General features: G+C 74.4%; 20 protein-coding genes. 9 read left to right on the forward strand and 11 right to left on the reverse strand.

Going from position 1 to position 20,885, the window contains the following annotated elements:
• Positions 1-140 precede the first annotated feature (140 nt).
• Positions 141-3,212, reverse strand: coding sequence for an ATP-binding protein (locus tag A4V12_RS19560; RefSeq protein ID WP_064070653.1), 3,072 nt, complete (start codon positions 3,210-3,212; stop codon positions 141-143).
• Positions 3,213-3,300: 88 nt separating this feature from the next.
• On the opposite strand from A4V12_RS19560, the gene A4V12_RS19565 reads away from it, so the two are divergent.
• Positions 3,301-3,534 carry a hypothetical protein gene (locus A4V12_RS19565; RefSeq protein ID WP_064070654.1) on the forward strand — a complete coding sequence of 78 codons (234 nt, stop codon included), beginning with the start codon at positions 3,301-3,303 and terminating at the stop codon, positions 3,532-3,534.
• A gap of 148 nt (positions 3,535-3,682) precedes the next feature.
• On the opposite strand, the gene A4V12_RS19570 is transcribed toward A4V12_RS19565, so the two are convergent.
• The 5 genes from A4V12_RS19570 to A4V12_RS19585 all read right to left on the reverse strand — a co-directional run bounded on the left by A4V12_RS19570 (position 3,683) and on the right by A4V12_RS19585 (position 6,128).
• The gene (locus A4V12_RS19570) at positions 3,683-4,129 is read right to left on the reverse strand and encodes a DUF4383 domain-containing protein (protein WP_064070655.1); all 447 of its coding nucleotides are present in this window, start codon (positions 4,127-4,129) and stop codon (positions 3,683-3,685) included.
• A 116-nt stretch (positions 4,130-4,245) separates the two neighbouring features.
• On the reverse strand, positions 4,246-4,584 hold the full coding sequence (locus tag A4V12_RS19575) for a DUF3140 domain-containing protein (protein WP_064070656.1): 339 nt from the start codon (positions 4,582-4,584) through the stop codon (positions 4,246-4,248).
• Positions 4,581-4,757, reverse strand: coding sequence for a hypothetical protein (locus A4V12_RS37605; protein WP_159028901.1), 177 nt, complete (start codon positions 4,755-4,757; stop codon positions 4,581-4,583). The genes A4V12_RS19575 and A4V12_RS37605 overlap by 4 nt, the downstream gene beginning before the upstream one ends.
• A gap of 221 nt (positions 4,758-4,978) precedes the next feature.
• On the reverse strand, positions 4,979-5,674 hold the full coding sequence (locus A4V12_RS19580) for a type 1 glutamine amidotransferase domain-containing protein (protein ID WP_064070657.1): 696 nt from the start codon (positions 5,672-5,674) through the stop codon (positions 4,979-4,981).
• A 94-nt stretch (positions 5,675-5,768) separates the two neighbouring features.
• Positions 5,769-6,128 (reverse strand): hypothetical protein, encoded by a 360-nt coding sequence (locus A4V12_RS19585; RefSeq protein WP_234372246.1) that lies wholly within the window; start codon positions 6,126-6,128, stop codon positions 5,769-5,771.
• A 171-nt stretch (positions 6,129-6,299) separates the two neighbouring features.
• Between A4V12_RS19585 and A4V12_RS19590 the strand changes: the two genes are divergently transcribed.
• Positions 6,300-6,575 carry a DUF1876 domain-containing protein gene (locus tag A4V12_RS19590; RefSeq protein WP_064070658.1) on the forward strand — a complete coding sequence of 92 codons (276 nt, stop codon included), beginning with the start codon at positions 6,300-6,302 and terminating at the stop codon, positions 6,573-6,575.
• 503 nt (positions 6,576-7,078) lie between these two features.
• Here the strand turns inward: A4V12_RS19590 and A4V12_RS19595 are convergent.
• From A4V12_RS19595 to A4V12_RS19610, 4 genes are all read right to left on the reverse strand, one after another.
• On the reverse strand, positions 7,079-7,723 hold the full coding sequence (locus A4V12_RS19595; RefSeq protein WP_064070659.1) for a hypothetical protein: 645 nt from the start codon (positions 7,721-7,723) through the stop codon (positions 7,079-7,081).
• Positions 7,711-8,247, reverse strand: a complete 537-nt coding sequence (locus A4V12_RS19600) for a SigE family RNA polymerase sigma factor (RefSeq protein WP_064070660.1) — start codon at positions 8,245-8,247, stop codon at positions 7,711-7,713. Before A4V12_RS19600 ends, A4V12_RS19595 begins: the two co-directional genes overlap by 13 nt.
• A gap of 132 nt (positions 8,248-8,379) precedes the next feature.
• Complete coding sequence (locus A4V12_RS19605) at positions 8,380-9,243, reverse strand: SMP-30/gluconolactonase/LRE family protein (protein WP_064070661.1); 864 nt, start codon at positions 9,241-9,243, stop codon at positions 8,380-8,382.
• The gene (locus A4V12_RS19610; RefSeq protein ID WP_064070662.1) at positions 9,240-10,013 is read right to left on the reverse strand and encodes an IclR family transcriptional regulator; all 774 of its coding nucleotides are present in this window, start codon (positions 10,011-10,013) and stop codon (positions 9,240-9,242) included. Before A4V12_RS19610 ends, A4V12_RS19605 begins: the two co-directional genes overlap by 4 nt.
• A gap of 215 nt (positions 10,014-10,228) precedes the next feature.
• Between A4V12_RS19610 and A4V12_RS19615 the strand changes: the two genes are divergently transcribed.
• The 7 genes from A4V12_RS19615 (at position 10,229) to A4V12_RS19645 (ending at position 18,768) form a co-directional block, all read left to right on the forward strand.
• The gene (locus A4V12_RS19615; RefSeq protein ID WP_064070663.1) at positions 10,229-11,383 is read left to right on the forward strand and encodes a mandelate racemase/muconate lactonizing enzyme family protein; all 1,155 of its coding nucleotides are present in this window, start codon (positions 10,229-10,231) and stop codon (positions 11,381-11,383) included.
• Complete coding sequence (locus A4V12_RS19620) at positions 11,380-12,390, forward strand: zinc-dependent alcohol dehydrogenase (protein ID WP_064070664.1); 1,011 nt, start codon at positions 11,380-11,382, stop codon at positions 12,388-12,390. The genes A4V12_RS19615 and A4V12_RS19620 overlap by 4 nt, the downstream gene beginning before the upstream one ends.
• A 354-nt stretch (positions 12,391-12,744) precedes the next feature.
• Entirely contained in the window at positions 12,745-13,671 is a 927-nt protein-coding gene (locus A4V12_RS19625; protein WP_064070930.1) for a hypothetical protein, read from the forward strand.
• A 4-nt stretch (positions 13,672-13,675) separates the two neighbouring features.
• Complete coding sequence (gene chvE, locus A4V12_RS19630) at positions 13,676-14,788, forward strand: multiple monosaccharide ABC transporter substrate-binding protein (protein WP_064070665.1); 1,113 nt, start codon at positions 13,676-13,678, stop codon at positions 14,786-14,788.
• A gap of 32 nt (positions 14,789-14,820) precedes the next feature.
• Entirely contained in the window at positions 14,821-16,356 is a 1,536-nt protein-coding gene (mmsA, locus tag A4V12_RS19635) for a multiple monosaccharide ABC transporter ATP-binding protein (protein ID WP_064070929.1), read from the forward strand.
• Positions 16,357-16,365: 9 nt separating this feature from the next.
• The gene (mmsB, locus tag A4V12_RS19640) at positions 16,366-17,595 is read left to right on the forward strand and encodes a multiple monosaccharide ABC transporter permease (protein WP_199831325.1); all 1,230 of its coding nucleotides are present in this window, start codon (positions 16,366-16,368) and stop codon (positions 17,593-17,595) included.
• A 24-nt stretch (positions 17,596-17,619) separates the two neighbouring features.
• A complete protein-coding gene (locus tag A4V12_RS19645) occupies positions 17,620-18,768 on the forward strand; it encodes an aldose epimerase family protein (protein WP_064070666.1) in 1,149 nt (382 codons plus the stop codon).
• Between the two features lie 9 nt (positions 18,769-18,777).
• On the opposite strand, the gene A4V12_RS19650 is transcribed toward A4V12_RS19645, so the two are convergent.
• Positions 18,778-20,856 carry a GAF domain-containing SpoIIE family protein phosphatase gene (locus A4V12_RS19650; protein ID WP_079137207.1) on the reverse strand — a complete coding sequence of 693 codons (2,079 nt, stop codon included), beginning with the start codon at positions 20,854-20,856 and terminating at the stop codon, positions 18,778-18,780.
• Between the last annotated feature and the right edge of the window lie 29 nt (positions 20,857-20,885).

Raw genomic sequence — 20,885 nt, forward strand, 5'->3', positions numbered from 1 at the left:
CATCCCCTACACCGATCGGGTGGGGTGCGATGTGGCGGACGGGGCCGGGAGGTCACCGTGCGCAGGGAGCGGGTCACGGCGGGTGCGGACCGTCGGCGCGGGACGTCCGGCGCTCGCCCGCGCGGCCGGGGCGCGCCGCGTCAGCGGACGAGGGCCGCGGCCTCCCGCACCGTGAGGCCGCGGCCCTCGGCGTGGGCGCGGGCGTACGCCTCCCGGCCGAGGACCGCGCGCAGCTCCGCCTCGGCGCGCAGCCGGATCTCCTGCGCCGCGTCGGCGGAGAACTGGCGGAAGCCCGTGCCTCCCGGGCCGTCGGCGTGCCGGTCGTACGCGCCGACGAGCCGCGCCCCGTCCACGGGGTCGCCCTGCCCGGCCATGGCCCAGGCGGCGGTCGGGAACTGGCCGACGAGGAGCCGCGGCGCCACCATGTACGCGAGCTTCTCCATCCTGCGTACGGCGCCCGCGAGGCGACGCCGGGCGCGCGCGTGGTCGCCCTCCAGGCAGTCCAGCCAGCCCTGGAGCCCCATGAGCATGCCCGTGAACAGCTCGGCCGTTCCGGCCGGCATCCCCGCCTCGATGGTGTCCAGCTGCTGCCGGGCGAGGGCGACGCGGCCGGTGCGGCCGTAGTGCTGGGCGAGCAGGAGGCGGGCGGAGCTGATCGACTCCACCGTCGCCCCCGCCGCGTCCTCGGCCGCCTCCCGGAGCATGCGCTCGGCCTCCTCGCGCTCCCGCGGTCCGGGCCGGTCCTGGAGCCGGAGGTGGGCCAGCCTGGCGCGGAACACCGGGCCGAGGCCCCGCGCGCCGGTCCGTTCGGCCCCTTCGGCGGCCCGCTCGAAGTCCCGGGCGGCCGCGGCGTACCTGCCCTGCCGCTCGTGGTGCTCACCGCGGGCGCTGTACGCCTCGGCGATGCCCCACGGGTCGCCGGCCGCCCCGAAGCGGGCCAGGGCCTCGTCGGCGTCGTCCCCGCCGCCGGGTGACACCTTCGCCCGCAGCAGCAGGGCGAAGCCGAGGTCCGCGTCGTCGCCGTACGCCCGGCAGCACGAGACGTACGCGTCCATCGCTCCGGCGAGGTCGGCGAACTCGCCCAGCAGCAGCCTGACGAAGAACCACATCGATCCGGGCTGGCGGCTGTTCTGCGGCAGGCCGGGCCGGTAGGCCTCGGCGACCGCCCTCAGGTACGCCAGGTTCGCCGGGTTCTCCAAGGTGGCGGCGCCCTGGCTGCCGTCCGAGGCCAGGACCATCAGCCGTATCCCGCGCCGGGCCTCCCACAGGTCGTCCTCCCGCCACGGTGGCGGCCGGTCGGTGCACCGGCGGGGCAGCGGCTCCGCGCGGCGCACCCCGGGTCCGGCGCCGGCGTCGAACGGGTCGGGGCCGAGGGCGGCGACCTCGGCCGACCAGGTGCGCGCGTCGGCCAGGTGGCCGCGGAGCTGCCAGAACCAGCCGAGCGACAGGGCCAGGCACAGGCCCTCCTGCTCCTCGCCCAGGTCGACGGCGGTGCGCAGGGCCGCCCGGAGGTTGTCGTGCTCGGCGTCGAGCGCCTCCAGCCACCGGGTCTGCTGCGGCCCGTACAGCCGGCGGCCGGCCGCTCGGGCGAACTCGCGCACGGCGACCAGGTGGCGGCGGGCCGTGCTCTCCCGCTCCCCCGCCTCGGTGAGCCGTTCGGCGGCGTAGTCGGCGACGGTCTCCAGGAGCCGGTACCGCATGCCGTCACCGGCCGGCGTGGGCGTGGCGACGACGAGGGACTTGTCGACCAGGGAGGTGAGGAGGGACGGCGTGTCCGGGTCGGCGCACACCTCCTCGGCCTGGTCGAGGGAGCAGCCGCCGGCGAAGACCGCCAGCCGCCGCAGGACCGCCCGCTCGGCGTCGTCGAGCAGGTCCCACGACCAGTCGACGACCGCGCGGAGGGTCTGCTGCCGCGGCAGGGCGGTGCGGGCGCCGCGGTCGAGGAGGCGAAACCGGTCGTCGAGCCGGTCGGCGATCTGGCGCGGGGTGAGGGCGCGCAGCCGCGCGGCGGCCAGTTCGAGGGCGAGCGGCAGCCCGTCGAGGCGGTGGCAGATCTCGGCGCAGGCCCGCGGGTCGTGGTCGGTGCGGAAGCCGGGGCGGGCGTCGGCCCCCCGGTCGGCGAGGAGCCGGAGCGCCGCGTCCCGGGGCAGCGGTTCGACGGGGCGCACGGTCTCTCCGGGTACGCCGAGCGGTTCGCGGCTGGTGGCGAGGACGGTGACGCCGGGGCAGTGGGCCAGCAGCGTGTCGGTGAGGGTGGCCGCCGCGCCGACGAGGTGCTCGCAGTTGTCCAGGACGAGCAGGAGGCGGCGCCGGGCGCAGTGGTCGAGGAGCCGGCCGAGCGGGTCCTGGGCACGGTGCTCGGTGCCCAGGTGCAGGGGCTCGCGGGCGCCCAGGGCGTTCAGCACGGCCTCGGGGACGTCGGCGGCGTCGCGTACGGGGGCGAGTTCGGCGAGCCAGGTGCCGTCGGGCCAGAGGTCCTCGGCGCCGTCGACCGCCGCGGCCGCCTCCAGGGCGAGGCGGGTCTTGCCGACGCCGCCGGGCCCGAGGAGGGTGACCAGCCGCCGCACGCGCACCTCTCCGGCGAGGGCGGCCAGTTCGTCGTCCCGTCCGACGAAGGAGGTGAGCCGGGCCCGGAGGTTGCCGGGCGCCCGGCGGGCCGGCGCGGGGCGGGCCGGCGCGGAGTGGACGGGTCCCGGGTGCGCCGGCGCGGGGGCCGGGGCGGTGTCGCCCGCGAGCAGTTCGGCATGCAGGACCCTGAGGGCGGGGCCGGGGCCGGTGCCGAGGCGGGCGGCGAGCCGGGTGCGGACCTCCTCGTACGCCGCGAGGGCCTCGGCGGGGCGGCCCGCGGCGCGCAGCGCCCGGATGCGCAGTGCGGCCAGCGGCTCGTCCAGGGGGTGGGCGGTGGCCAGTTCGGCGAGACCGGCGAGGGCCGCCTCGGCGTGGCCGAGCGCGACGTCGGCGGCTAGCCGGTCCCGGCGCGCCTCGGTGCGGCGGCGCTCGGCCCGGACGGCGAGGGGGTCGCCGTCCCGGTCGGGCAGGTCGGCCAGGGCGGGCCCGCGCCACAGCCGCAGCGCTCCGTCGAGCAGGCGGGCGGCGGTCCCGGGGTCCCCGGCCCGCAGCGCGGCGGCCGCCTCGGTGGCCAGCCGCTCGAACCGGAACAGGTCGACCTCGCCGGGCCGGGTGTCCAGCCGGTACCCGCCGGGGACGGACACGACGGCGTCCCGCCCCAGTGCCCGGCGCAGCCGCCCGACGAGGGCCTGCAGGGCGGCCGGGCTGACCGGGGAACTGACCGCCGCCGGTGTGCCCGCGCCCCTCGCCGAGCGGCTGCACGAGGCCAGGGACGCGGTGGCGATGGGCGTCGCGCCGGCCGGCGCCGACCTGCCCGCCCAGCTACGGGCCGCCGTTGTCGAGGGCAGCGGCCAGGCGTTCATGAACGGCGTCCACACGGCCGTCCTGGTCACCGGGGCGCTGTGCGTGGCCGGTGCCGTCCTCGCCGCGGCCGGGGTGCGGCGCGGCGGCGCGGCCCGGGACTGACCGGGGGCCGGAACGACGGGGGCCGGAGCGACCGGGGCCCGAACGAACGACGGGAGTCGAACGACGGGGGCCCGGTTCCGGGACGCGGAGTCCACCGCGCCCGGGAACCGGGCCCCTCACGCCTCCGCCGCACGCGGCGGTCGGCACCTCACCGGACCGGCCGGCGGCGGCCCAGCAGGAGGCCGAGCGCGACCATGCCGACCCCGAGTGCGAAGTGCAGCCAGTTGTCGGCGGTGTTGACCGGGACGAAGTTGGCGCTGCTGTCGTGGTCGATGAACAACCCGTACAGCCACAGCGCCAGGTAGATCAGGCCGCCGACGACGAGGTAGGACCGCGCGGCCGGGGCCGTACGGGCCATGGTCAGGCCGGCGAGGCCGAACAGCACATGCACCAGGTTGTGCAGCACCGACACCTGGAAGACGCCCAGCAGCTTGGCCTCCGAGTCGTGCGAGGCGAACTCCATGGAGTCGTAGTCGGTGGTGATCCCGGGGATGAACCCCAGGACCCCCACCAGCAGGAAGACGATCCCCACCAGCAGTGCGGCCTGCTGCACGGGGGTCCGGGTAGTCACGGCGGTACCACGCCTGCTGTTCATGATCCGGTTCCTTTTGCCCGGGGACGGCCCGCTGACCGTCCGGATCACCACTTAAGGCCTGACTACCCCCTTCGATCACCTTTATCCCGTGTTTACCTGTCCGTCCTGCGGGCGGCTCACTTCGTCGGGTCGTGCCCCCAGTTCATGAGCGAGTGGCGCCACCGGGTGTCGGTGACGTCCCCGTCGGGGCGCTGCGACACGTGCCGGTGCACGTACCCGACGACCTTGCGCATATGGGCGACGTCGTCGTCCGTCAGGTCCGCCTTCCTGGTGCGCAGGAGGTCGACGATGCGGCGCCCCGACGCGTGGCCGACGCTCTCGCCGGAGCCGTCGGACTGCCCGGCGCCGCGGGACTCCTCCGTCTTCAGCCACTTCTCCAGTTCGCCCGCGGTCATGTTCACCGCTTCGTCGAAGCTCCGCAGGGTCTCCTCGCGGTCCTTGCCGCCGCCGCTCACGGCCGCCCGCCCCTCCGGTCCGGGGACACGGACGGGCGCACCGCGCCGGTACCGGGCGCTCCGCCCCCGGCCCCGTACCGCGCCCCGCGCGTCGTCCCGGTCCTGTCGGCGGTCCAGCCGTAGGTGCTCCGGGTGACCTCGTCACCCGCGCGGAGCCTTCTGTCGTCGGTCATCGGACGCCTTCCTTGCCCGCTCGTGAAGAGGGCCCGGCGGCCCTCGGGGCTCTCAGGCCGTGTTCCCTCCCCGGCGCGGCACTCGTCACCCCGGGGGTCTCCACGCGGGCAGGACCACCCCATTGCCGCAGCGCGGCCCCGTCTCCGGGTGCCGGTGCGGGGCCGGCCGCCGGCGGGAGCGTCCCCCCGCGGCGGCCGTCGGTGCGGGCGTGCCGCGGCCGTCAGCCCAGCCGCTTCAGCAGCTCGTCGGCGAGCGGTGCCGAGGAGGCCGGGTTCTGGCCGGTCACCAGGTTGCGGTCGACGACCACGTGCGGCGCCCACGGGTCGCCCTCCACGAAGTCGGCACCGATCTCCACCAGACGGTCCTGGAGCAGCCACTTCGCCTTGTCGGCGAGGCCGGCCTGGGTCTCCTCGGCGTTGGTGAAGCCGGTCAGCCGGTAGCCCGAGAAGGCGTTGGCGCCGTCCTCGTCGCGGGCGGCGAGCAGCGCCGCCGGGCCGTGGCACACCACCCCGAGCGGCCGGCCCGACGCCAGGGCACGGCCGAGCAGCCGGCCCGACTCGGCGTCGACGGCGAGGTCCTCCATGGGACCGTGGCCGCCGGGGTAGAACACCGCGGCGTACTCGTCGAGGTCCACGTCGGCGAGGGCCAGCGGGTGCCGCAGCGCGGTGAAGGCGTCGAGGGCTGCCGCCACCCGGTCGGCGCCCTCCTGGCCGCCGTTGACCTCGGGCGCGAGGCTGGCCCGGTCCACGGTCGGCACGACACCGCCGGGCGTGGCCACCACGACCTCGTGCCCGGCCGCGGTGAAGGCCTCGTAGGGCGCGACGGCCTCCTCGGCCCAGAAGCCGCTGGGGTGCTCGGTGCCGTCCGCCAGCGTCCAGTGGTCGGCGCCGGTCAGCACGAAAAGGATCTTCGACATGATGTTTCTCCCAAGGGTGCGGTCGATGGTTCGACCGTAGGCCGCTCACCCCCAGGAGATCCAATGGGCAGGCCGATCGCAGCTATCGGGATTCCTATGCCTGCCGGGCGGGGTGCGCGGTGAGGGAGGCGACCGGCGCGGTGTCGCTCAGATGCCCCACCTGGTGCCGCCCCCGGTCCGAGCCGCCCGCGGGTACGCCCGAGATGGCCGCCGTCGCCGGGGCGGGAGGTGCCGCCTTGGTCCGGTCGTCCGGGGCGTTCGCCACCGAGGACCAGGTGCGCAGGCGGTGGCTGGCGGCGTCGTCCAGGCTCACCGGTGCCCCCCGCTGTTCGGCCAGCCGGCTCGCCTCCCGGCCGAGCGCCGCGATGTCGTCCCAGCGCAGCCGCAGCGTCACGGCCACCTCCGCGCCACCGTCCGGGAGACCTCGCACCGTCGGCTCCTCGCGCTCGTTCATCACCGCTCCTGTCGTTGCCGCAGAGACGTTTCACCGCCTAGTACGGAGCACTCCCGCGCCCCGTTCAGCACCCGGCCCGAACAGGTTTTCCCGGCGCGTCGCCCCAATGGGCGTACGCGTACCCACGGGTGCACGCTGGAGGGGTGACGCCGTGACCCGGAGGTGTGTGAGATGAAGACGATCGTCGGCTGGCACGTGGACATCGAGTTCACCGAGGACGAAGTCAGCGGCAGGACCCGCGCGGCATGCATGGTCAGGCTCCCGGACGGCACCGAGCTGCGTGCCCACGGCCATGCGAAGCGGCACCCCGACGACAGGGAGCAGCAGCGTGTCGGCGAGGAGATCGCGGCGGCCCGCTGCCTCAACGAACTCTCGCGAAATCTGATGAAGAAGGCCGGGGGTGAGATCGAGGAGGTGACGCACATTCCGGCGCACCTCGCCATGTGAGCCTGCCGCACGGGCGGGGCGCCGCCGGCCGCCGGCCGCGCCCCGCCCGGCGCCCCGCGGCCCCGTGCCCGCAGCCGCGCCCCGGCGACCGGGGCCTCGGACCCGTCGGCGCGCAGCGCCCGGGTGGCGCCGAGCACCTCGTAGCGCGCCGTTCCCGCTTCCGGCGCCGCCGGGCCCGCCGGTGCCCCGTCCTCTGTCGTCGTACCGTCCTTCACCGGCTCATTGTCGCGCCCCCGCACGTCGGCGGACGCCGCGCGGACCGTCCGCGCCCGTCCTCCCACCACCGCCGTTCCCGCCGCCGCCCGGTCAGGAGGCGCCGGTGTCACGGGCGGCCGTTCCATGGGCCGTACCACGAGCCGAGCATGACCCTCTGCTGTATGCGGTCCCCCGCGCGAGCGGCCGGCGGAAGCCGCGTCCTGGACGTCCTCCGGGCCGTCCGTGGTGCCGGTGACGGTGGACCGGCCGGCGCCGTTCGACGGCCGCCCGGCGGGCTTCCGGACGGATCAGGGGGCGAAGCCGCCGCTTTTCGTGGTGCGTTCGCCGCTGTCGTCGGTGGCCGTGACGGTGAACCGGTCGGCGCCGGCGGAGCGGGCGCCCTCGGCGTGGTTGTACTGGCCCGCGAAGACGTGCCGGCCCGCCGGGGCGGTGCGGCCGTGCTTGAGCGTCCAGGTGTAGCGGAGGGCGCCGTCCTCCTCGCGCACCGAGACGGTGAAGTCCTCGGCGGGCCGGGTGCGCCAGTGCCCGGTGCCGGCGACGCCGCCGGTCTGGGCGACCCGCAGGTCGACGGTGAGGGCGGTGAGCGGACGGGGCGTGGTCACGGTGATGTTGCTCTGGGCCCAGAACTCGTTGCTGTGCCGGTCGACGGCCCCCTCGGCGTGGAGGGGCGCGGCGGCCGGTGTGCCGGTGACGTGGTCCGGCCGGTCGGTGCCCAGCACGGTGGCCGCGGTGTAGCCGCCGGCGGCCAGCACGCCGGCCACGGCGGCGGTGGCGCCGGCGACCCGCAGCCAGGAGGTGCGCGGGACCGTACGGCGGGGGTGTGCGTCCTCGGCGGGCGCCGCCATGCCGCGTTCGACGCGCGCGAGGATGCGGGCGCGGTCGGGCCGGTGGGCGTGCGCCGCTTCCCGCAGCTGCTGCTTCAGCTGGTCCATGTCTTCCCCACGAGGTGCGTCGCCGCCCGGTCGCCGAGCAGCCGTTCGAGCTGGGCCATGGCCTTGGACGTCTGGCTCTTCACCGTACCGACCGAGATCCCCAGGGCGAGGGCCGTGTCCCGTTCGGAGAGGTCGAAGGCGTGGCGCAGCACGACGCAGGCGCGTTTGCGGAACGGCAGGGTGCGCAGGGCGCCCTGGACGTCGACGACGGCCGGGACGTCCGGGCCGTCGGTGTGCGGGGACTGCTGGGACCAGAACAGGGCGATGCGGCGGCGTTCGCGGACGGCGCTGCGGATGCGGCTGCGGGCGAGGTTGGCGACGACGCCGCGGGCGTAGGCGGCGGGGTGTTCGGCGGCGCGGACGCGGTCCCAGCGGTGCCAGAGGGCGAGCAGCGCGTCGGCGGCGATGTCGTCCGCGGCGTCGGCCTCGCCGGTCAGCAGGTGGGCCAGACGCGCCAGTTCGGCGTAGTGGCGCTCGAAGAAGTCGTGGAACTCCGTGGCGGCGTCATCGGCGGATGTTCCCACGGCGTCCCCTTTCCGCGCGTCGTCGCGCCCCTGCGTGACCGGTGGTTCGCGCCCTGCGTGACCGGTGGTGTGTGCGCACGGGTCCGTCACCGTGCGAAGGCGTGATCTTAACAAGTGCCTGGCCGGAGCATGTCAGCCCCCGAAGGGGGTGCCCGCGAGGCCCTGTCCCGCCCCGGGGAGCACCAGCAGCGAACCGGCCAGCGGATGGGGGCGGGTGAGTCCCGTGCGGGCGGTGGTGACGTACAGGTCCCGCAGCCCCGGGCCGCCGAACGCGCAGGCGGTGGGGCGGCGCACGGGCAGGGTGACGGTCCGGTCCAGGGTGCCGTCCGGGGTGTAGCGGCGGATCGCCGCGCCGTCCCAGAGGGCGACCCATATGCAGCCGTCCGCGTCGACGGTGAGGCCGTCGGGGAAGCCGGCGCCCGGTTCGACGACGGCGAGCGGGCGCCGGTCGGTGACCTGTCCGCCGTCGTCGGCGACCCGGCAGACGTCGATGCGCCGGGTGGGGCTGTCGACGTAGTACACGAGGGTGCCGTCCGGGCTCCAGCCGGTGCCGTTGCTGACCGTGACGCGCGGGAGGACGGGTGTCGCGGTGCCGTCGGGGGCGATCCGGGTCAGGGCGCCGCCGCCCTCCGCCTCGTCGTAGCGCATCGTCCCGGCCCACAGGGAGCCGTCGGGGGCGACCGCGGCGTCGTTGCCGCGCCGCCCGGGGACGGGGTCGTGGACCAGCCACCGGAAGCCGGCGCCGTCCTCGTCGTACAGCCCCACGCCGTCCCGGAGGTTGACCACCAGTCCCCCGCCGGCCCGCGGCTTGGCCGCGCCGACGTGCTGACCGGTGACCATGACGGTGCGGCGGCCGGTGGCCGGGTCGTAGGTGTGCACGCGGGAGCCGAGAACGTCGACCCAGAGCAGCCGCCCGGCGGCCGGGTCCCAGGTGGGGCCCTCGCCCAGTGCGGCGTGCTCGCGGACGGCGGGCTCGACGGCGTGGGGCGCCCTCACCGGGGGCCGGTCCGGTGACCGAGGCTGACGGAGAGGTCGTCGGCGCCCTTGGCGGCGAGTTCGGCCAGCTCGGCCTCGCGCTCCTCGCTCCACCGGATCATGGGGACCGAGATGGACAGGGCGGCCACGACCCGGCCGGTGCCGTCCCGCACGGGCGCGGCGACACAGCTGACGTCCGGGTTGGACTCCCGGTGCTCGGTGGCGACGCCCCGCTCGCGGACGGCGGTGAGCTCGGCCCGCAGCGCGTCGGGGTCGGTGAGGCTGGCGGCGGTCATGGCGGCCAGCTCGCGCCCCTCGATCCGGGCGTCCAGTTCGTGCTGCGGCAGGGAGGCGAGGAGCATCTTGCCGACGGAGGTGCAGTGCGCGGGCAACCGGCGTCCGGCCGCCGAGACCATCCGTACCGCGTGGGTGGAGTCGACCTTGGCGATGTAGATGACGTCGGTGTCCTCCAGGATGGCGACGTGCACCGTCTCGTCGCAGGTCTCGGCGACCTCGCGGGCCACCCGCTGGCCCTCGGCGGCCAGGTCGAGCTGTTCGGCGTACCGGCTGCCGAGCTGGTAGGTGCGTACGCCCAGGCGGTAGCGTCCGGGCTGCTCGGGCAGCGGCACCAGGTACGACCGGGCGGCGAGGGTGGTGAGCAGCTCGTGCACGGTGGTGCGGGGCAGTTGGAGCTTGCGGGTGACCTCCGGTGCCGAGAGCGTCCCGTCGCCCTCCAGGAACAGTTCCAGGATGTCGAGCGCCCTGGTCACAGCGGGGACAAGACGTCCCATGGCGTCACCCACCCCTTCGTTCGAAACTTCGACCTTTGATCGGTATGACGAACACAGGCTAACCACAGGCGACTTCGCCGGGCAATGGCCGTGCGCGGACCGCGTTCGGCGGGATGCCGCGCGCACCATTGACACCTCCCGACCGGCTGATTACGGTCACGCCAAGATTTCGAACGTGTGACGAAATATCGAACGAGCTCGAGAGGGCAACTGCCGTGCGCATCACGGGAATCAGCACTCATGTCGTCGGGACCCCCTGGCGCAATCTGACCTATGTGCTCGTCCACACCGACGAAGGACTCACCGGCGTCGGCGAGACCCGCATGCTGGGCCGCACCGACGCGCTGGTCGGCTATCTCAAGGAGGCCGAGGCCAACCACATCGCGGGCTCCGACCCGTTCGCGGTGGAGGACCTGGTGCGCCGCATGAAGTACGGCGACTACGGCCGGGCGGGCGAGATCGTCATGTCGGGCATCGCGGTCGTCGAGATGGCGTGCTGGGACATCAAGGGCAAGGCCCTCGGGGTGCCGGTCTGGCAACTGCTCGGCGGCAGGGTGACCGACCGGGTCAAGGCGTACGCCAACGGCTGGTACACCACCGAGCGGACCCCGGAGGCCTACCACCGGGCCGCCAAGGGGGTGATGGCGCGCGGCTACCGGGCGCTGAAGATCGACCCGTTCGGAACGGGGCACTTCGAGCTCGACGCGGAGCGGACGCGGTACGCGGTGTCGCTGATCGAGGCGGTGCGGGACGCGATCGGGCCGGACGCCGAACTGATGCTGGAGATGCACGGGCGCTTCAGCCCGGCGACGGCCGTGCGGCTGGCGAAGGAGCTGGCGCCGTTCGAACCGGCCTGGCTGGAGGAGCCGGTGCCGCCGGAGAACCTCAAGGCGCTGGCGAAGGTGGCCGAGAAGGTCGACCTGCCGGTGGCGACCGGGGAACGCATCCACGACCGGATCGAGTTCCGGGAGCTGTTCGAGTCCCAGGCGGCCGACATCATCCAGCCGGACCTCGGGCACATCGGCGGCATCCTGGAGACGCGCAAGCTGGCGGCCACGGCGGAGACGCACTACATGATGGTCGCCCCGCACAACGTGGGCGGCTCGGTGCTCACCGCGGCCTCCCTGCAACTGGCGGCCTGCACACCGAACTTCAAGATCCTGGAGCACTTCAACGACTTCGCGGACGCGGAGATCAAGAAGGTCGTCAGGGGCGCTCCGCAGGTGGACCCGGCCACCGGCTGCTTCACGGTGTCGCACGCCCCGGGCCTCGGCGTCGAACTGGACGTGGACGCGGCGGCCGAGTTCCCGCAGCAGCGGGCCCGGTTCGACCTGTGGGCCGAGGGCTGGGAGAAGAGGGCGCCGAAGTGAGCCGCGCGCTGCTGGTGGAACGCCCCGGCGCGCACCGGCTCGTCGAGCGCGACCCGCCGGAACCCGGCCGCGGCGAGGTCCTGGTGCGGGTGGCGGCGGCCGGCATCTGCATGAGCGACCGCGAGGTGTACGACGGCCACCGCGACCCCGATTACGTCCGCTACCCCCTGATTCCGGGCCACGAGTGGTCCGGGACGGTCGAGGCGGTCGGCGAGGGCGTCGACCCGGCGCTCGCCGGCCGGAAGACGGTCGCGGAGGGGTTCCGGTCGTGCGGGTCGTGCGAGCGCTGCCGGTGCGGGGAGACGAGCCTGTGCGCGGGCGGGTACGCGGAGACGGGGTTCACCGAGCCCGGCGCCTTCGCCGATTACGTCATCGTCCCGGCGCGGCTGCTGCACCCCCTGCGCGACGACGCCGACCTGCGGGCCGCGGCCCTGCTGGAGCCCGCCGCCGTGATCGCCGCGGCGGTACGGGCGGGGCGGCCGCGCCCCGGCGAGCGGGTCGCGGTGGTGGGCGCGGGCACGCTGGGGCTGCTGGCCGTGCAGCTGCTGGGCGCCTCGTCGCCGGGCGGGCTGACCGTGGTGGACCCGAGGGCGGCGCGGGGCGAGCAGGCGCTGCGGTTCGGCGCCACCGGGTCGGTGGACCCGGCCGGGGCGGCGGAGCTGGAGGGCCGGTTCGACCTGGTGGTGGAGACGGCGGGGGCGCCGACCACGGCCGCGGCGTCCTGCCGGCTGGCGCGCCGCGGCGGCCGGGTGGTGCTGACCGGGATGTTCGCGCCCGGTGCGGCCGGCATCGACCCCGTGCACCTGTCGCTGAGCCAGCTGGAGGTGCGCAGCGTCTTCGGCGCCCCCTCGTCCGCCTGGTCGGACGCGGTGCGGGCGTTCGGACTCGGGCTGCTCGACCCGGCACCGCTGATCACGCACGAGTTCCCGCTGGAGCGGTTCGCGGACGCGATCGCACTGGTGGGCGGGGGCGACCCGAAGACCGGCAAGGTGCTGCTGCGGCCGTAGGGGCCTCCGTGCGGGCCGGGCCGGACCGTGGCGGCCCACGCCCGCACCGCGCGGTGCGGCGCCCGGGCGTCACGAGCCGGCGCGACCCGCGCGGGAGGCCCGGCCGGGCCCATGACGTACGGCGGTACGGGGTGCCCTGCCCGCCCCCCGTACCGCCGTACACCCAATGACACGAACCACGTCCGAGATATCGAACAACCGAGGAGCCCTGTGACCTCCCCGTCCGCACCGGCACCAGCACCGGCCCCGACACCCCCGCCATCACCGCCGTCCGCACCGGCACCGGCACCGGCGGCCTCGCCACCGCCGGCCCCCGCACCCCCGCCGGCACGACGCCGGCCCGGCGCCAAGGCCCTGGCCGCGATCGGCCACCCGGTGCCCGCCACCGACCCCGCCGACACCTCGCCCCACACCTTCCCCGACGGCGGCACCTGGCGCACCGAGATCCCCTCGGTCGAGGGACCGGAGGCCCTGGCCGTCGTCCTGGAGGAGAGCGCCCGGCTCGGCGTGCCCGTCCACCGGATCAGCCAGGGCAGCGGCGTGTGGATGCTCACCGACGCCGAGATCACCGAGATGGTGCGGTCCTGCGCCGAACGCGACATCGAGCTGTGCCTGTTCACCGGCCCCCGCGGCACCTGGGACATCGGCGCGGGCACCCGCACCGACTCGGGCGGCGCCGGGCTGCGCGCCCGCGGCCACGACGCGCTCGCCGGCTGCGTGGAGGACGCCTGCCGGGCCACGGCGCTCGGCGTGCGCTGCCTGCTCGTCGCCGACGAGGGCGTCCTGTGGACACTGCACCGGCTGCGTGCGGCCGGACATCTGCCGGCCGGGACGACGTTCAAGCTGTCCGCCCTCACCGGACCGGTCAACCCGGCCTCCTACGCGGTGTACGAGCGGCTCGGCGCGGACTCCATCAACGTGCCCTCCGACCTGACGCTGGACCACCTCACCGAGATCCGGCTGGCCGCCCGCGCCCCGATGGACATGTACGTCGAGGCGCCCGACGACCTCGGCGGCTACATCCGGATGTACGAGGTGGCCGAGCTGATCCGGCGCGGCGCCCCGCTGTACCTGAAGTTCGGCCTGAGCCGCTCCCCCGGCATCTACCCCTACGGCGCGCAGTTGCGCGACACCGCGCTCGCCACCGCCCGGGAGCGCGTGCGTCGCGGGCGGCTCGCCCTCGACCTGCTGGCCCGGCACGGCGCGGACGGCGGCATGTCGCCGCTCGGCTCCCGCCTGCCGGGTGAGCTCCGGCGTTTCCCCGTCCCGGAAGGGGACTGACCCCATGCGCATCTCCCGCACAGCCGCGGCGGCGGCGTCGCTCGCCGCACTGCTCACCCTCTCCCTCACCGCCTGCGGCCAGGAGGCCAGGGGCGGCAGCCGCTACCGGCCCGCGGGCGGCAAGGGCGGCACCATCGGGCTCGCCATGCCGACCAAGGCGTCGGAGCGCTGGATAGCCGACGGCGAGAACATGGCCGAGCAGTTCCGCGAGGCCGGGTACGACACCGACCTCCAGTACGGCGACGACAAGGTCGAGAACCAGATCGCCCAGATCGAGAACATGATCACCAAGGGGCGCAAGCTGCTGGTGGTCGCCGCCATCGACGGCTCCGCCCTCACCGAGGTGCTCCAGCGCGCCGAGGACGCGGGCATCCCGGTGATCTCCTACGACCGCCTCATCATGGGCACCGAACACGTCGACTACTACGCGTCGTTCGACAACGAGCGCGTCGGTGAGCTCCAGGCGCGGTACATCGTGGACGCGCTCCGCCTCGGACCCGCGACGGCCGCGGGCAGGCCGTACAACATCGAGCTGTTCGCCGGCTCGCCCGACGACAACAACACGAAGTACTTCTGGAACGGCGCCATGAAGGTCCTGCGGCCGTACGTCGCGAGCGGCCGGCTCGTGGTGCGCAGCAAGCAGACCCGGATGAGCCAGGCGACCACACTGCGGTGGGACGGCGGCACCGCGCAGAAGCGGATGGACGACCTCATCAGCAAGAACTACGGCGAGGAGCGCGTCGACGCGGTCCTCTCCCCCTACGACGGCATCTCCATCGGCGTCATCTCGGCCCTCAAGAGCGCCGGTTACGGCACGACGAGCCGGCCCCTGCCGGTGGTCACCGGGCAGGACGCCGAGCTGGCGTCGGTGAAGTCGATCATCCGGGGCGAGCAGACGCAGACCGTCTTCAAGGACACGCGCAAACTGGCCGCACAGGCGGTGGCGATGGGCGACGCCGTGCTCAACGGCAGGAAGCCCCAGGTCAACAACACCAAGGACTACCACAACGGCAGGAAGACCGTGCCGTCGTTCCTGCTCGACCCGGTCAGCATCGACAAGTCCAACACCGGGCTCCTCGTCGACGAGGGCTACTTCACCGCCGGGCAGCTGAAGTGACGGGGCCCGCGGCGGTGAGGCCGGTCCTGGAGATGCGCGGGATCACCAAGACGTTCCCCGGCGTCACGGCGCTCCGCGAGGTGAACCTGACGGTGCGTCCGGGGGAGGTGCACGCGGTCTGCGGCGAGAACGGCGCGGGCAAGTCGACCCTGATGAAGGTGCTGAGCGGGGTCCACCCGCACGGCTCCTACGACGGCGAGATCCGCTTCGAGGGCGAACCGGTGGCCTTCAGGGACATCCGGGCGAGCGAGCGGCACGGCATCGTCATCATCCACCAGGAGCTGGCACTCGTCCCGCACCTGTCGATCGCCGAGAACATCTTCCTGGGCAACGAGCGGGCGGCGCGCGGACTGATCGACTGGAACGAGACGCTGCGCCGGGCGGGCACGCTGCTCAAGCGCGTGGGGCTGCGGGAGAACCCGCAGACGCCGGTCGCCGACCTCGGCGTGGGCAAGCAGCAGTTGGTGGAGATCGCCAAGGCGCTGGCCAAGGAGGTGAAGCTGCTCATCCTCGACGAGCCGACGGCCGCGCTCAACGACGAGGACAGCGCGGCGCTCCTCGGCCTGATCCTGGAGCTGCGCGACCAGGGCGTCGCGAGCATCATCATCTCGCACAAGCTGAACGAGATCCGGCGCGTCGCAGACTCGGTGACGATCCTCCGCGACGGCCGGACCATCGAGACCCTGGCCGTCCGCGGCACCGCCGGCGCCGAACCGCGGCTGTCGGAGGACCGGCTCATCCGGGGCATGGTCGGCCGCGACCTCGACCAGCGCTTCCCCGACCGCACACCGTACGGGGGCGAGGACGCCGGACACGTCGCGCTGAGCGTCCGCGGCTGGACCGTCCGGCACCCGGTCGACCACCAGCGCACCGTCGTCGACGACGTGTCGCTGACCGTGCGGCGCGGCGAGATCGTGGGCGTCGCGGGGCTCATGGGCGCGGGCCGCACCGAACTCGCGATGTCCCTCTTCGGACGGTCGTACGGGATCCACGTGGCCGGGACCGTGGAGGTGGGCGGGCGCGAGGTGGTGACGAGAACCGTGCCGGCGGCGATCGACGCCGGGCTCGCGTACGTCACCGAGGACCGCAAGACGTACGGCCTGAACCTGATCGACGACATCAACCGCAACATCTCCCTGCCGTCCCTGCCGGGGATGCGGCGCCGGGGCGTCGTCGACGAGCACCACGAACGCCGGGTCGCCGAGCGGTACCGCACCACCATGAACATCAAGGCGCCGACCGTCTTCGAACAGGTGGGACGGCTGTCGGGCGGCAACCAGCAGAAGGTCGTCCTCAGCAAGTGGATCCACGCCGACCCCGAGGTGCTGATCCTCGACGAGCCGACCCGCGGGATCGACGTGGGCGCCAAGTACGAGATCTACACCGTCGTCGACCGGCTCGCGGCGCAGGGCAAGGCCGTGCTGTTCATCTCCTCCGAACTGCCGGAGCTGCTCGGGATGTGCGACCGGATCTACACGATGGCCGAGGGCCGGCTGACCGGTGAGGTCGCCCGCGCCGACGCCACCCAGGAAGTCCTGATGCGCCAGATGACCCTGAACAGAAGCTGAGGCCCCGCCATGACCACCACGACCACTCCCCCGCGCCCCCAGCCACCGGCCGCCCCGGCGCAGCCCTCGGCGGCCGCGCTGCTGCTGAACGGCGTGCGCGGCAACATGCGCCAGTACGGCATGCTCATCGCCCTCGTGTTCATCGTCGTGCTGTTCCAGATATGGACCGACGGCACGCTGCTGCTGCCGAACAACGTCTCCAACCTGATCCAGCAGAACGGCTACATCCTCATCCTGGCCATGGGCATGATGATCGTCATCATCGCCGGCCACATCGACCTGTCCGTCGGCTCGGTGGTGGCGTTCGTCGGCGCCATGTCGGCGGTGATGATGGTCAGGCACGACATGCCGTGGGTGCTCGCCCTGACGCTGTCGCTGCTGATCGGCGCCGTCGCGGGAGCCTGGCAGGGCTTCTTCATCGCGTACGTGGGCATCCCGTCGTTCATCGTCACCCTCGCCGGCATGCTGCTCTTCCGGGGGCTCACGCAGATCGTGCTGGAGGGGCAGTCGATCGCCCCCTTCCCCGACGGCTTCCAGAACATCGCCAAGGGGTTCATCCCGGAGATGGGGCCGTACACCCAGTACCACAACCCCACGCTCCTGCTGGGGCTGGTCGCGGTGGTCTTCCTGCTGTGGCGCGAGTGGCGGGACCGCCGGCGGCAGCTCGCCCACGAGCTGGACGTGCCGCCGTTCGGCCTGTGGGCGCTGAAGTGCACCGCCGTCACGGCCGCGGTGGTGGCGTTCACCCTCACACTGGCCAGCTTCCACGGCGTGCCGGTGGTCATGCTCATCATGTGCGCGCTGCTGATCGGGCTCGGCTACGTGATGCGCAACGCGGTGATCGGACGCCATGTGTACGCGCTGGGCGGCAACAAGGCGGCGGCGAAGCTGTCGGGCGTCAAGGACAAGCGGGTCACCTTCCTCGTCTTCGTCAACATGGGCGTGCTGGCGGCCCTGGCGGGCTGCGTGTACGCGGCCCGGCTCAACGCGGGCACCCCGCAGGCGGGCCTCAACTTCGAACTGGAGGCGATCGCGGCGTCGTTCATCGGCGGCGCCTCGATGAGCGGCGGCGTCGGCACGGTGATGGGCGCCGTGATCGGCGGCCTGGTGCTGGGCGTCCTGAACAACGGCATGTCGCTGGTCGGCATCGGCACGGACTACCAGCAGGTCATCAAGGGCCTGGTGCTGCTCGCCGCGGTCGGCTTCGACGTCTGGAACAAGCGCAGGGCAGGCAAGTAGTCCTTCCAAACAGAGGGAGTTCGCATGGACACGAGCAGACGCACTTTGCTGGCGGCGGCGGCCGCGGCGGGAGCCATGGCGGCGGCCCCGGCCACCGCGTACGCGTCGGGCGGCGGGAAACCGGTGCGGGAACGGTTCGGCACACTCGCCGACGGGACGGTGGTGCACCGCTGGACGCTGCGGAACGGCGGCACCCGGCTGAAGGTGCTGTCCTACGGCGGCATCGTGCAGTCCCTGGAAATACCGGACCGGCACGGGCGGTACGCCAACGTGTCGCTGGGCTTCGACCGCCTCGACGCGTACGTGTCGTCGTCGCCGTTCTTCGGGGCGCTGATCGGCCGGTACGGCAACCGGATCGCCGGCGGCCGCTTCACCCTGGACGGCACCGAGCACCGGCTGTCCGTCAACGACGGGCCGAACAGCCTGCACGGCGGCGCCCAGGGCTTCGACAAGCGGGTGTGGGACGTGGAGCCGTTCACCGACCGCACCGGCGTCGGGCTGGTGCTGCGGTACGTGAGCGCGGACGGCGAGATGGGCTACCCGGGGACGCTGCGGGTGACGGTGACGTACACGCTCACCCCGCGCGGGGAGTGGCGCATCGACTACGCGGCGACCACCGACCGGGCCACCGTGGTGAACCTGACGAACCACACGTACTACAACCTGGCGGGCGAGGGCAGCGGGGACGTCCTCGGCCACGAGCTGCGACTCGCCGCGTCCCGCTGCACGCCGACCGACGCGACCCTGATCCCGACCGGGGAACTGGCACCGGTGGCCGGTACGCCGTTCGACTTCCGGCGCGGGAAGCCGATCGGCGAGGACATCCGCCGGGCGCACCCGCAACTGGTCCTCGCCCAGGGGTACGACCACAACTGGGTGCTGGACAAGGGCGCAACGGCCCGCCCGCTGCCCGTTGCGACGCTGCGCGACCCGGGCTCCGGGCGCACCATGACGATCGCCACCACGGAACCGGGCGTGCAGTTCTACTCGGGCAACTTCCTGGACGGCACCCTCGCCGGCCCGTCCGGGCGCACCTACCGGCAGGGCGACGGGCTGTGCCTGGAGACACAGCACTTCCCCGACTCCCCCAACCGGCCGGAGTTCCCGTCGACGGTCCTGCGGCCGGGGGCGACGTACCGTTCCACCACCGTGCACGGCTTCTCCGCGTACTAGGCGGACGGCTCAGAGGGGCGCGACCGTACGGAGCAGGAGCAGCGCGATGTCGTCGTGGCGGGGCGCCGAGCCCTGGGCGTGGCCGATGAGGGTGTCGGCGAGGTCGTCCAGGCTCGCGTCCCCGCCGCCGCTCCAGGCGAGCTGCCCCGCCAGCTCGGCGGTCGCCTCGTCCATGTCGACGCCGGGTGCCTCGACGAGGCCGTCGGTGAAGAGGACCAGCACGGTACCGATGGGCAGGGTGACCCCGGCCGTGGGGTAGTCGGCGGCCGGGTCGATGCCGAGGAGCAGGCCGGGCGGCAGGTCGAGCACCTCGGCGCGCCCGTCCGGGTGGCGCACCAGCGGCGGCGGGTGGCCCGCGGTGGCGAGCAGCGCCCGGTGGTGCTTCAGGTCGATGTGGGCGTACAGGCAGCTGGTGAACAGACCCGGGTCGAGGTCGGTGAGCAGGCGGTTGGTGCGGGCCAGGACCTCGCCGGGCGGTGCGCCGGCGCTCGCGTGCACGGCGGCCCGGACCTGGCCCATGAGAGCGGCCGCCTCGACGTTGTGGCCCTGGACGTCCCCGATGGTCGCGGCGGCCGTGGTGCCGCCGAGCCTGATCAGGTCGTAGAAGTCCCCGCCGACGCCGGTGCCGTGGCCGGCGGGCAGGTAGCGGGCGGCGACCTCCAGGCCGGGGACGTGCGGCAGGGTGTGCGGGAGCAGGCCCGCCTGGAGGCGGCGGGCGAGTTCGTGCTTGCTGTCGTAGAGCCTGGCGCGGTCCAGCGCCTGGGCGAGGAGCCCGGCCAGCGAGATCAGGATGGCGCGCTCGCCCGGGTGGAAGTCGCGCGGCCGGTCGTAGCCGAGGACCAGGGAGCCGACCGGCCGGCCGGAGGCGACCAGGGGCAGGAAGGCCCACGCGGCGCCCGGGCTGCCCAGGACGACGGCGGCGGGGAAGTCCCCCGCCAGCTCCTCCCGGCTGCCGTAGAACATCGGGGCCCCGGTGACCAGGACGCGCGCCGCCGGGGTGTCGGAGGCCAGCGGGGCGGAGTCGAACCGGGCCACGGCGTCGGCGTAGCCGCGGTGTCCGGCGACCCGCAGCCGGCCGTCCTCGGCGGTGAGCACCGCCAGGGCGTGGACGCCGAGGGCGGGGGTGATCTGGTCGGCGGCCTGGTCGACCACGTCGCGCACCCCGGCGGCCTCGGTGAGGGAGGCGGCCAGGTGCATCAGGTGGTAGAGGCTGGTGGCCCGGCTGGGCAGGGCGGACTGCGCGGCCCGTTCCGCCTCCTCCTCCCGGGCGGCCCCCTCGCCGGGGGCGCGCCGGTCGGGGCCGGCCGGGGTGATGCGGACGCTGATGCCGGTGGCGTCCGGGTGCAGCTCGAAGCGGAGCCAGTGGTCGGGCGGGCGCAGGGTGGTGAACGACGTGGTGCGGCGGCTGATGACGGCGGCCCGGTAGCGGTCCTCGACGGCGGGGTTGTCCATCCAGGGAAGGGCCTCCCACGGCAGGGCGCCGACCAGGTCCTCGGCGTCGATGCCCAGCAGGTCCGCCGCCTCCTCGGTGACGAAGGTGATCCGGCCGTTCAGGTCGAGGGCGCAGCTGCCGCCGGGCAGGCGGTGCACGAACTCGACGGCCGCGGCGGCCTCGACGGGCCCCGGGGTGCGGCGGGCGGGGCGGACCATCCGCGGCTTCCGCCCCGGGAGGACGGGCCGGCCCTCGCCCGCGGCCCGCGCCAGGATCCCCGTCATCCGGTCGCAGCCCTCGTGGACGGCGTCCTCCTCGACCCGCGCGAGCCGGGGCGCGTGCCCCCCGGGCCACAGCAGCACCAGGCCGCCCCAGGTGGTGCCGCCCGCGGCGAGGGGCGAGGCGGCCAGGGAGAACGGGTAGGGCAGGACGAGCCCCGGGCGGGGGTAGCGGCGGGCCATCGCCTCCCGGTCGGCGATCCACACCAGCCGCCCGTCGGCCACGGCGTCGGCCAGGGGCACGGGGTCGTCGGGCGCGACCCGCATCCACGGGGCGGCGAACTCCAGGGACACCCCGCTCAGCACCGCCAGCCGCATGGCGCTCTCCCCGGACGGCGGCAGGTAGACCATGCCGATCGACGCGCCCGTCCGCCGCATGACGTCGGCCAGGGCGGCGCCCAGCGACC

This window comes from Streptomyces noursei (assembly GCF_001646665.1).
GTDB classification, from domain to species: Bacteria; Actinomycetota; Actinomycetes; order Streptomycetales; family Streptomycetaceae; genus Streptomyces; species Streptomyces lavendulocolor.

What these genes read in the sequence shown, in the direction of transcription:
- A4V12_RS19570 (WP_064070655.1), bottom strand. Translation starts at nt 4,129, where the DNA reads ATGAACAGCAGGCGTGGTACCGCCGTGACTACCCGGACCCCCGTGCAG.
- A4V12_RS37605 (WP_159028901.1), bottom strand. Translation starts at nt 4,757, where the DNA reads ATGACCGACGACAGAAGGCTCCGCGCGGGTGACGAGGTCACCCGGAGC.
- A4V12_RS19580 (WP_064070657.1), bottom strand. Translation starts at nt 5,674, where the DNA reads ATGTCGAAGATCCTTTTCGTGCTGACCGGCGCCGACCACTGGACGCTG.
- A4V12_RS19585 (WP_234372246.1), bottom strand. Translation starts at nt 6,128, where the DNA reads ATGAACGAGCGCGAGGAGCCGACGGTGCGAGGTCTCCCGGACGGTGGC.
- A4V12_RS19590 (WP_064070658.1), top strand. Translation starts at nt 6,300, where the DNA reads ATGAAGACGATCGTCGGCTGGCACGTGGACATCGAGTTCACCGAGGAC.
- A4V12_RS19595 (WP_064070659.1), bottom strand. Translation starts at nt 7,723, where the DNA reads ATGGACCAGCTGAAGCAGCAGCTGCGGGAAGCGGCGCACGCCCACCGG.
- A4V12_RS19610 (WP_064070662.1), bottom strand. Translation starts at nt 10,013, where the DNA reads ATGGGACGTCTTGTCCCCGCTGTGACCAGGGCGCTCGACATCCTGGAA.
- chvE (WP_064070665.1), top strand. Translation starts at nt 13,676, where the DNA reads ATGCGCATCTCCCGCACAGCCGCGGCGGCGGCGTCGCTCGCCGCACTG.
- mmsA (WP_064070929.1), top strand. Translation starts at nt 14,821, where the DNA reads ATGCGCGGGATCACCAAGACGTTCCCCGGCGTCACGGCGCTCCGCGAG.
- mmsB (WP_199831325.1), top strand. Translation starts at nt 16,366, where the DNA reads ATGACCACCACGACCACTCCCCCGCGCCCCCAGCCACCGGCCGCCCCG.
- A4V12_RS19645 (WP_064070666.1), top strand. Translation starts at nt 17,620, where the DNA reads ATGGACACGAGCAGACGCACTTTGCTGGCGGCGGCGGCCGCGGCGGGA.
- A4V12_RS19650 (WP_079137207.1), bottom strand. Translation starts at nt 20,856, where the DNA reads ATGCGGCGGACGGGCGCGTCGATCGGCATGGTCTACCTGCCGCCGTCC.